The organism is Actinomadura sp. NPDC048032, assembly GCF_040653175.1.
In the GTDB taxonomy this organism is placed as follows: domain Bacteria; phylum Actinomycetota; class Actinomycetes; order Streptosporangiales; family Streptosporangiaceae; genus Spirillospora; species Spirillospora verrucosospora.
In genome coordinates, this window is sequence record NZ_JBEZJP010000296.1 from 1 (window position 1) to 10,374 (window position 10,374).

Annotated in this window: 8 protein-coding genes; 6 read left to right on the top strand and 2 right to left on the bottom strand. The window is 75.8% G+C overall.

The genetic code is table 11. The features are described 5' to 3' along the window. Positions 1-178 precede the first annotated feature (178 nt). Positions 179-436 (top strand): DUF899 family protein, encoded by a 258-nt coding sequence (locus AB0C69_RS29595; RefSeq protein WP_360358412.1) that lies wholly within the window; start codon positions 179-181, stop codon positions 434-436. A gap of 63 nt (positions 437-499) precedes the next feature. Here the strand turns inward: AB0C69_RS29595 and AB0C69_RS29600 are convergent, their stop codons facing one another. After that, positions 500-1,288, bottom strand: a complete 789-nt coding sequence (locus tag AB0C69_RS29600) for an enoyl-CoA hydratase-related protein (RefSeq protein WP_353835113.1) — start codon at positions 1,286-1,288, stop codon at positions 500-502. An 80-nt stretch (positions 1,289-1,368) separates the two neighbouring features. On the opposite strand from AB0C69_RS29600, the gene AB0C69_RS29605 reads away from it, so the two are divergent. The 5 genes from AB0C69_RS29605 to AB0C69_RS29625 all read left to right on the top strand — a co-directional run bounded on the left by AB0C69_RS29605 (position 1,369) and on the right by AB0C69_RS29625 (position 8,297). Next, complete coding sequence (locus AB0C69_RS29605; protein ID WP_360358408.1) at positions 1,369-2,247, top strand: biotin--[acetyl-CoA-carboxylase] ligase; 879 nt, start codon at positions 1,369-1,371, stop codon at positions 2,245-2,247. A gap of 123 nt (positions 2,248-2,370) precedes the next feature. Next, positions 2,371-3,399: an adenylate/guanylate cyclase domain-containing protein gene (locus AB0C69_RS29610; protein ID WP_360358409.1), complete on the top strand. Its 1,029-nt coding sequence runs from the start codon at positions 2,371-2,373 to the stop codon at positions 3,397-3,399. Further along, positions 3,333-6,611, top strand: coding sequence for an acyltransferase domain-containing protein (locus AB0C69_RS29615; protein ID WP_360358413.1), 3,279 nt, complete (start codon positions 3,333-3,335; stop codon positions 6,609-6,611). The genes AB0C69_RS29610 and AB0C69_RS29615 overlap by 67 nt, the downstream gene beginning before the upstream one ends. A gap of 40 nt (positions 6,612-6,651) precedes the next feature. Then, positions 6,652-7,863: a nucleotide disphospho-sugar-binding domain-containing protein gene (locus AB0C69_RS29620; RefSeq protein ID WP_360358410.1), complete on the top strand. Its 1,212-nt coding sequence runs from the start codon at positions 6,652-6,654 to the stop codon at positions 7,861-7,863. A gap of 44 nt (positions 7,864-7,907) precedes the next feature. Continuing rightward, a complete protein-coding gene (locus AB0C69_RS29625; protein ID WP_345178541.1) occupies positions 7,908-8,297 on the top strand; it encodes a RidA family protein in 390 nt (129 codons plus the stop codon). A 12-nt stretch (positions 8,298-8,309) separates the two neighbouring features. Here AB0C69_RS29625 and AB0C69_RS29630 read toward each other — a convergent pair. Continuing rightward, positions 8,310-10,374 (bottom strand): ATP-binding protein (locus AB0C69_RS29630; RefSeq protein WP_360358411.1); only part of this gene is annotated, 2,065 nt, incomplete at its 5' end.

Here is a 10,374-nt window from a genome sequence, read left to right on the forward strand (position 1 = left end):
GCGAAGAACATGCCCTACAAGCAGGGGTTCGGCCCGTACGCGCCCGAGGTGTACCGGATGCCGCTCGCCTACCGCGAGACGGGCCGCGAGACCATCGGCGGCCGGGGCATCGTCCACATGGCCAAACAGGTGCCCCCCGGCCCGTAAGGCCCTGATCGCGGCCACCGGCGACTGGGACCTGGCCGAGGACTGCGGCCCCGTGACGCTGCCGGACGCCTTCGAGGGCCGCCGCCAGCCGATCGCGTACTACATGGTGTGGTCCGCCGGCAGGCCCGCCGCCGAGCAGTGCGACGGCTGCACGTACTTCACCTGGGAGGACTCTCCCGAAGGCTGGCCGCGCGAGGGGTCGGTCGACGGCGGCTTCTTCCGCGCCGACGGCCGCCCGATGGCCCAGTGGCCCCGCCTGAAGGCAGGCCACTCCGACACCCTCACCTAGAACCTCAGCCGGGGCGCGGGCAGGCGCGTCGCAACGGGGCTTCCAGGGGTCTCCCCCGTGGGGCTAGCTCGGCCAGACCGGCTTGCGCTTCTCGTTGAAGGCGGCGATGCCCTCGCGGCGGTCGGCGGAGAAGGCGACGGTGCGCCAGGCGTTCTCTTCGAGGTCGAGGGCGGCTTCCAGGGCGGCGCCGCCGCCCTGGCGCATCGCGCGCTTGGCGGCGCGGACGGCGGTGGGGGAGTTGCCGGCGATGACTTCGGCGATGCCGAGGGCCTCCTCGCGGGCGGTGCCCGCGGGGACCCGGCGGTCGGCGAGGCCGTAGGCGAGGGCCTCCTCGACGCCGAGGCGGCGGCCGGTGAAGACCAGGTCGGCGGCCTTGCCGGGGCCGAGGCGGCGCAGCGCGAGCTGGGTTCCGCCGCCGCCGGGCACGAGGCCGACGCCCACCTCGGGGAGGCCGAACACGGCCGACTCGTCCGCGACGACGATGTCGGCGGACAGCGCGAACTCGCAGCCGCCGCCGAGGGCGTAGCCGTGCACGGCCGCGACCACCGGCTGCGGGAGGTTCAGGACGCCGCCGAACGCGGCGCGGAAGACGGGGCGCTGCGCGAGGATCTCCTCGTCGCTCATCGCGTTGCGCTCCTTGAGGTCGGCGCCCACGCAGAACGCCTTCTCCCCGGCGGCGCTGAGGACCACCGCGCGGACCGACGCGTCCGCCGCGACCTCGGCGCACACGCCCGCGAGGCGCCGGGCCATCGCGGTCGACAGGGCGTTGAGTGCCTCGGGGCGGTCCAGCACGATCTCCGCGACGTGCCCGTCGCGCCGCAGCGTCACACCATCCAGCGTCGCACCATCCATGGGGGCACCCTAACGAGCGCGGCCGCCGCGGCCGGACGCCGGTCCCAAGATCGACTTCGGGATGAGGTTGGATTGGTCGTGTGAGCGACTCGCGTTATGGGGATCTCGGCCGGCCGCCGCTGCACGAGGCGGCGCTGCGGCGCGCGCTCGTGCGGGAGGGCGGGCTGTGGCGGGACGTCCGCGTGGTGGAGGAGACCGGGTCCACCAACGCCGACCTCGCGGAGCGGGCGCGGGAGGGCGCGCCGGAGGGGACCGTGCTGGTCACCGAGCTGCAAACGGCGGGCCGGGGACGGCTCGGGCGGACCTGGACGGCGCCGCCGCGGTCGGGCCTGACGTTCTCGATGCTGCTGCGTCCCCGCGTCCCGGTGGCGCGGTTCGGGTGGGCGTCGCTGCTGACCGGCGTGGCGGTCGCCACCGCCCTCCGCCGGATGACCGCTTGGTCGCAGGCGGGGGAGGGGTTCCTCGGGGACGGCGGCGAGGGCGGTGAGGGCGGCGACACCGCGGTGGACGTGCGCCTCAAGTGGCCGAACGACGTGCTGGTCGGGGACCGCAAGCTCGCCGGGATCCTCGCCGAGATGGTCGACGGCGGGCTCGTGGTCGGGGTCGGGCTGAACGTGGGCCTGCGCGAGGAGGAGCTGCCAGTGCCGACCGCGACGTCCCTCGCGATCGAGGGCGCGCCGCTCAGCGACCGGGCGCCGCTGCTGCGCGCGATCCTGCGCGAGTTCGGCACCTGGTACCAGGAGTGGACGGCGCTCGGCGGCGATCCGGAGAGCAGCGGGCTGCGCACCGCGTACCGGGACCTGTGCGCGACCCTCGGCCGCGAGGTGCGGGTGGAGATGCCCGGCGGCGAGCGGCTGACCGGGACGGCGCGGGACGTGGACGAGGAGGGCCGCCTCGTGGTGGCCGGACCGGCCGGCGACACGGCGGTCAGTGCGGGCGATGTGGTGCACGTCCGGTGAACGGGACGAGGCGATCCGGCATCCGTCCGTTGACGTTGATGCTGATCTGCGACGATATGTGCGGGTACCGATTCACGACGCCGCCGCCACGGCCCACGGCGGCCGCGGACTGAGGGGCGGATGATGGCGGCCGGATTGCCGGATCCGAAGGAGATCGAAGAGCTCCTGCTGGGCGGCGAGCTGCGGTACAACCGCGTCGAGGCGGTCCGGCTGTCCGGCGTGTCGCGGGACTTCGCCGGACGGATCTGGCGGGCGTTCGGCTACCCGTCGATGCCGGACGAGACGATCGCCTACACCGAGGGCGACGTGGCGGCGCTGGACCGGCTCCGCCGGCTCGTCGACGACGGGATCCTGGACGAGGACGGCGTGATCCGGCTGGTCAGGGCGTTCGGCCAGACCATGACGCGGCTCGCCGAGTGGCATGTCAACCTGCTGCGCAGCATGCTGACGCAGGACCTGACCGAGACGCCGTCCGCGGAGGCGGTGGACACGGTGGTGGACATCGCCGAGAAGCACATCGGCGACTTCGAGCCGCTGGTCCTGCACGCCTGGCGGCGGCAGCTCGCGGCCGCGGGCACGCGGGCGCTGGCCGCGGCGGCGAGCCGGGAGAACGGCGATTCGGCGGGCCGGCCGATGACCACGGTCGGGTTCGCGGACATGGTCTCCTTCACCCAGGTCAGCCGGGAGCTGGAGGAGATCGAGCTCGCCCGCGTCGTGGAGTGGTTCGAGGAGACCGCCGCGGACATCATCGCCTCCTGCGGCGGCCGGCTGGTCAAGACGCTCGGCGACGAAGTGCTGTTCAGCGCGGCGACGCCGGAGATCGGCGCGGAGATCGCGCTGACGGTGGCGGCGGCGATCCAGGACGAGACCGAGGTCCCGGACGTGCGGGTCGGCGTCGCCCACGGGCCCGTCCTGCCGCTGATGGGCGACGTGTTCGGCACGACCGTGAACCTCGCGGCCCGGCTCACCTCGCTCGCCCGGCCGGGCGCGGTGGTGATCGACGCGGAGCTGGCGGCGTGCCTGGAGAAGGCGCCGGGCTACGAGGTCACGCGGATCGTCAAGCGCCCGGTCCGCGGTCTCAGGTCCTGGCGGTCGAGCGGGCGTGGCGGGACGCGGGCCTGGACCCGGCCGCACCCGGCGCGGTGGGGCTGATCGAAGCGCACGGCACCGGCGCTCCCGCGGGCGACGAGGCGGAGCTGGCGACGCTGCGCCGGGTCTTCGGCGCCGCCGGCCCGCCGATCGGCCTCGGCACGGTCAAGTCGATGATCGGGCACGCGATGCCGGCCGCCGGGATCGCCGGGCTGCTCAAGGCCGCGTTCGCGCTGCGCGACGGCGTCCTGCCGCCGACGCTGCACGTCGACGACCCGCATCCGGCGCTGGACGGCGGGCGGCTGCGGCTCGTCCGGGAGGCCGCGGAGTGGGCCCGGGAGGGCGGCCCCCGCAGGGCGGCGGTCAACGCGTTCGGGTTCGGCGGCGCCAACGCGCACGTGGTCCTGGAGGAGCCGCCCGCCGCCCGCAGGCCGCGGCGGCGCAGGCTCGACGCGCCGCCGTCGGACGAGGGCGTCCTGCGCCTGGCCGCGCGCACGCCCGAGGAACTGTCCGAGGCCCTGGCCGCCCCTGACGAGGAGCTTCTCGCCAGGGTCCGCGACGACGTCCCCGACCTTCCGTGCCGTCTCGCCATCGTCGGCCCGACGCCGCGCAGGCTCGACCTGGCGCGCGCCCTCGTCCAGCGCGGGACGGCCTGGCGGGGACGCAGCGACGTGTGGTTCGCGCCCCGCCCCCTCCTCGCGGGCGGCGGGCGGCTGGCGTTCCTGTACCCCGGGTTCGAGGCCGCCTTCGACCCGCGGGTGGACGACGTCGCCGCGCATTTCGGCATGCCGGCGCCCGCGCTGACCGGCCGCACGGACCTGGCCGGGCACGCCGCCGACGTGCTGCGCGCCGGCCGCGTGCTGACCGCGGCGCTCGGCCGGCTCGGCGTCGAGCCCGACGTCGTCGCGGGCCACAGCCTCGGCGAGTGGACGGCGATGACCGCCGCCGGCGTGTGCGACGCGGACGAGGTCGAGGCGCTCCTCGCCGCGCTCGACGGCGAGGCCCTGGACGTCCCCGACGCCGTGTACGCGGCGCTCGGCTGCGGCGCGGCCCGGGTGCGGGAGGCCGTGGGCGCGCGGTCCGGCGTCGTCGTCAGCCACGACAACTGCCCGCACCAGTCGGTGGTGTGCGGCCCGGCCCGGGAGGTCCGCGAGGTCCTGGGGCGGCTCGCCTCCGAAGGGGTGCTCGGCCGGGAGCTGCCGTTCCGGTGGGGTTTCCACACCCCGCTCGCCGAGGCGTACGAGAAGCCGCTGCGGCGCTCGTTCGAGGCGCTGGACATCCGCGAGCCCCGCGTCCCGCTGTGGTCGGCGACCGCGGTCGCGCCGTTCCCGCGCCGCCCCGCCGAGGTCCGCGAGCTGGTCGCGCGCCACCTGCTCGAACCCGTCCGGTTCGGGGACCTGGTCGAGGAGCTGTACGGCGCGGCGCACGTGCGGGCGTTCGTGCAGGTCGGGCCGGGCGGCCTCACCGAGTTCGTCGCCGACCGCCTCGGCGGCCGCGAGCACCTCGCCCTGGCCGTGAACGTGCCGAAGCGCGACGGGATGGCCCAGCTCCGCCGCGTCGTCGCCGCGCTGTGGACCGAGGGCTACGGCGCGTCCTCGCCGTCCCCGCCCTCGACGAGGGGCATGCGCCTGGACCTCGGGACGCCGCTGGTCAGCCTGGACGGGGCCGTGGAGCCCGTCCGGCTCGGCCGCGGGGTTCCGCCGCTGCCCGCGGACGACCCCGTGCTGGCCGAGCTGGAGGCCCTGCTCGACGACGCCGCGAGCGGGGCGCAGTCGGTCCTGGAGGCGCTCGGGGGCGGGCCCCCGCCCCCGCCCGTCCCGGGCGAGGACGTCTCGCCGGTGGCCGCCGAACTGAACGTCTCCCGCGTCTTCTCGGTCGAGTCGATGCCGTGGCTGCGCGACCACTGCCTCGTCCCGCAGCCCCCCGACTGGCCGGACATGGCCGACCGGTTCCCGGTCGTTCCGCTGGCGGGGCTCCTGGAGGTCATGGCCGACACGGCGCGCGAGCTCCTGCCCGACCTGGTGGTCGTCGGGTACGAGAACGTCCGCGCGGTCCGCTGGCTCGTCGCGGCCCCGCCGACGGCCGCCGACATCCGCGCCTACCTGATCGAGTCGGCGGGGCGGCCCCGCAAGGTGAAGGTCGTCGTCAACGGCCACGCCGACGGGACGGTCCTGCTCGCCGAGCGCTACCCGGCGCCGCCCCTGCCGGACCGCACGCCGCTGAGCATCGAGGGGCCGCCCATCGTCACCGCCGAGCGGCTCTACGAGGAGCGCTGGATGCACCACGGCCCCCTCTTCCGCGGCGTCACCGAGATCACGGCGCTCGCGGAGGACGGCGTCCGAGCCGTCCTGACCTCGCTGCCCACGCCGGGCGCGCTCATGGACGGCGCAGGGCAGCTCTGCGCCCACTGGATCCAGGTGTACGGCGACACCAACCAGACCGTCTTCCCGGTGGGGATCGAGCGGGTCGCCCTCTACGGGCCCACCCCGTCCCCGGGGGAGAACCTGGACACGACCATCTGGAACCAGTCCCTCACCGACACCACCATGCGCTGCTCGGCGGAGATGGTCACGGAGAGCGGGAGAGTGTGGGGGCGCGTCGACGGATGGACGACCCACCGCTTCTACACCGACGAGGCGCTCTGGCGGATGAAGTTCACCCCCGAGGTGTCCGGAACGGGGGAGCCGCAACCCGGCCGCTGGTGCCTGGCCCGCAAGCGGTGGGACGGCACCGCGTCCCGCGACCTGCTGATGCGCCAGTACCTCTGCGCCGCCGAGCGCGCCGAGTACGAGGCCCTTCCCCCGTTCGCGCAGGGGCCGTGGCTGCTCGGACGGATCGCCGCCAAGGACGCCGTCCGCCACCACCTGTGGCGCGAGGGCCACGGGCCGCTGTTCCCCGCCGAGCTCACCGTCCGGGACGGCCCGGACGTGACGGGGCCGTTCGAGGAGCCGCTCACGCTCGCGATCGCCGCGGACGCCGACCTGGGCGTGGCCCTGGTCAGGTCCGGCCGCGAACCGGCCGGCATCGGGCTCGCCCCGAACGGGGAGGGCGCGCGGATCCGCGCGGCCAAGCAGGCGGTGCTCCAGGCGGTGCTGCGGGGCACGGGCACCGGAACCGACCGCCCCGAACTGGTCGTGACCGTCGCCGACGCCGAACGGCTCCTGATCGCGGCGGACGGCACGGTCACCACGGTGGAGACCCGCGAAGTCGAAGGACACGTCGTGGCCTGGACGGCCGCGTCCGGCGCGACGGACATGGAGGAGAGCCGAGTATGAACGACGTCGACCAGCCCCGGACACCGGCGGGAGCCGCCCGGTGAGCGCCCGCCGTGTCCGGGTGCCGTCCCTGCTGGGCGATCCCGGGGTCGCGCGGGCGTGCACCTCGCCGCGCCGCTTCCTGTTCGCGGTCCCGCCGCTCGCCGGGCACGTCGCCGCGGTCGCCGCGGTCGCCGCCGAGCTCGCCCGCCGCGGCCACAAGATCGCCTGGACGGGCCACCGCGCGTCCCTCGAACCCCGGCTGCGCCCCCGCTCGCGGATCTTCAGCGCCCTCGACGACGGCGACGCGGCGCGCCTGTGCGACGACCGGATCCGGGGGCGCGGTCCCGCCGACCCGCGCTTCTGGGAGGAGTTCCTCGTCCCTCTCGGCCACGCGATGCTGCCCGGCGTCGAGACGGCGGTCGACCGGTTCCGCCCGCACGCGGTGGTCGGCGACCAGCTCGTCCTCGCCGCGCCCGTCGCGGCCCGGCGCCGCGAGATCCCCTGGGCCACGGCCGCGGCGACGCCGGCCGAGTTCACCCGCCCGCTCGCCGACCGGCCGGAGGACGAGCGGCGGGTGCGCGAGCGGATCGGCGGGTTCCAGCTCGACCACGGCATCGACGACCTGCTCGACCTGCGCTTCTCCGACCACCTCGTGCTGGTCTTCGCCACCGGCGCGCTGCTCGGCGACATCTCCTTCTTCCCCGACCACTTCGCCTTCGTGGGGCCCGTCCTCGGCCGTCCGGCGCCGAGCGCGTTCCCGTGGGACCGGCTGGACGGCCGGCCCGCCGTGCTCGTCTCGCTCGACGCCGCCGACGACCTGTCACGCGAGCGGTTCTTCCAGGCCGCCGCCGAGGCCGTCCGCGAGCTGGACGTCCAGGCGGTCTTCGCGGCGCCGGCCGCCCTGGTGGGGGACGTGCCGCCGAACGTCATCGTCCGCGACCAGGTTCCCCGGCCCAAGCTCCTCGAACGGCTGTCGGCGGTCGTCTGCGACGGCGGCTACGGCGCCGTGTGCGAGTCGCTGGCCCACGGCCTCCCGCTCGTGGCCGCGCCGGTCCGCGACGACCAGCCGATCATCGCGGGGCTGCTGGAGAAGGCGGGCGCGGGGACGGCGGTCCCGTTCGACGCCGTCCGTCCGGACGGGCTGCGGGCCGCCATCACGACCGTCCTGGCCGACGGGCCGCACCGCGCCGCCGCCGGGCGCGTCCGCGACTCCTTCGCCGCGGCGGGAGGCGCCGCCGAGGCCGCCGACCGCCTGGAGAAACTGGCCTGACCCCGCGGGCGGCCGGGATCCCGGAGCGCTCCATACTTGCGGCCATGACGGAACGACGCGCGATCCTCAGCGGTTCGACCTTCGAGGAACGGATCGGGTACGCCCGCGCCGTGGTGGACGGCGACCGGGTCCACGTCTCGGGCACGACCGGGTTCGACTACGCCACCATGACCATCTCCGACGACGTGGTGGAGCAGGCCGAGCAGTGCCTGCGCAACATCGAGGCCGCGCTCGCGGAGGCGGACTGCACGTTCGCCGACGTGGTGCGCGTCCGGTACCTGCTGCCCGAGCGCGCCGACTTCGAGCCCTGCTGGCCCGTCCTGCGGCGCCGCTTCGGCGAGGTGCGGCCGGCCGCGACCATGCAGGTGTGCGGGCTCGCCGACCCCCGCATGAAGATCGAGATCGAGGTCGACGCGCGGAGGGCGGGCAGGTAGGGCGGGGGCGGCCTAGCCGGCGGCGACGAAGGAGTCGAGGAGGCCGCCGAGGTTGCCGAGGGGGGACGCCGCCTCGCGGAGGCGGTCGGGCCAGTCGGGGTCGGTGCGCTGAGCGCCCACCGCGGTCTCCAGCCCGTGAGAGGAGCCCCACAGCGCGAGATCGCGGGCGGCGACGTCGCGCTGGTCGCGGTCCCACCAGGCGCTGACGGCGCGGAACTGCGCGGCGAGCGTGTCACCGGGGATCGCACGCCCGTAGCGGCTCTCCCACTCCCCGCTCCGCGGATGGCGCCCGCCGTCGGGAGCCGCTCGCCGCGCCTCCCCGAGCTCCTCCAGCAGGAGGCACCAGCGGTACGGGGCGGCGAAGAACTCCACCTCGTCGGCGGCGCACGCGCTTCCTCGCAGGATCGCGGCCAGATGGCCGGCCACACCGGCGGGGGCGGCGCGGGACGCGACGGCCGCGTCCACCGCGTGCGAGACGGCGCAGTCGCGGGCCCGGGGCGGCAGCCCGTCCAGGACGGAGGGGGAGGGGCGGGGGGAGCCCCAGCCGGTCAGGTGGGCGGCGGCGGCGAGCTCCGCCCACACCACCAGCTCGGGACGGTCGGACAGGACCCGCTGGGCCGTGCGCATGTCCCGCAGCGTGCAGGGGGAGTCGTGGCAGTCCGGCCCGCACGTCCCGCTGCGGGGGGTCACGAGTGCGCGGGGCGAGGCCGTGGGCGGCGCGGCCTCCTCCAGGCGCGAGCCGTCCGGCATCCGGACCAGGTGCGGGTAGTCCATCCCGTCGGTGAACACCGCGCCCTCGCCCGGCGTGAGCGTGACGAGGAACTGCGACTGCCCCTCGGTGATGTTCATCGTGGCGCCGACCGCGTCCCGGTCGTCCTTCGCGGGCAGCCGGTGGACGATCTTGACGGCGGTGTTCTTGATGACGTCCGGGACGAGCTTGGACGGGATCTGCTCCGCCACGATCAGCCCCTCCCCGTACGCGCGGATCTCCGCCAGCAGGCTCGCGAACGTCTCCACCGCGTGGGACGCGGGACCGGCCTGCTCGCTGCGGCGCAGCAACCGGTGCGCCTCCTCGAACACGCTGAGGTGCCGCAGCCCGGGCGGCGCGCCCTGCCGCTGCCGCAGCCGCAGGTGCTCGACCAGCCGGACCAGGACGGTGCCCATCAGGAACGCCTTGTCGCGGTCGTCCCCGACGTCCTCGATCTCCAGGACGACGTTGCGGGCGAGCAGCGCGTCGAAGTCGATGGGGTGGCCGCCCTCGAAGAACCGCCCGGTGGTGCCGAGCCGCAGGCTGGACAGCCGGACCCGGATGAAGCCGCGCACGTTGTCGGTGATCTCCTGGCCGTAGCCGATCTCGTCGACGACCTGCTCGGCCGTTGCCTGGAGGTCGGCCAGCGTCGGGTAGCGCGGCGCGGTGCCCGGCACGGTCGGCTCGCCGAGCGCGAGGTCCCAGCCGAGCCGCTCGTAGCAGCGGGTCAGGGCCGCCGCGAGCACCTGCGGGAACGGCTCGTCGGCCTCGAACGCCGCGAGGAACAGGGCCCGGACGAGGTCGGCGTGGGTCTGCAGCGGGAACGGCCGCCCGTCCGGTCCGGTCGCCGGTTCGAGCGGGTTGATCCCGGCCGCGATCGCCTCGGCGTCCCCCGGGCGGACCGTGACGACCTCCGCGTCCGGGAGCCGCGCCGCCATCAGCCGGTACTCCGCCTTCGCGGGCTCCACCACCAGCCACGGCAGCCCCGCGCCCGACGCGGCCGCGAGCAGCGACCGGACGGTCTGCGACTTCCCGGCGCCGGTCGCGCCGCACACGAACGTGTGCCGGTTCAGGCTGGACAGCGGCAGCGAGATCGGGCCCACGTCGCGGCGGTTGCGGTCCAGGACCCGTCCCAGCGCGACCCCGCCGCCTGGCGACTCGGGCGTGACGTCGAACTCCGGCCGCATCACGAACCGCACCCCGGCGACCTCGCGGACGGGCGGACGGGCCAGCGCCGCGACGAGCTGCGTGCTCGCCTCGAACGGCCCCGCCGCGCCGGGGACCAGCGCGTACGGCAGGCGGCCGAGCTCCGCCGACGCGCACACGAGC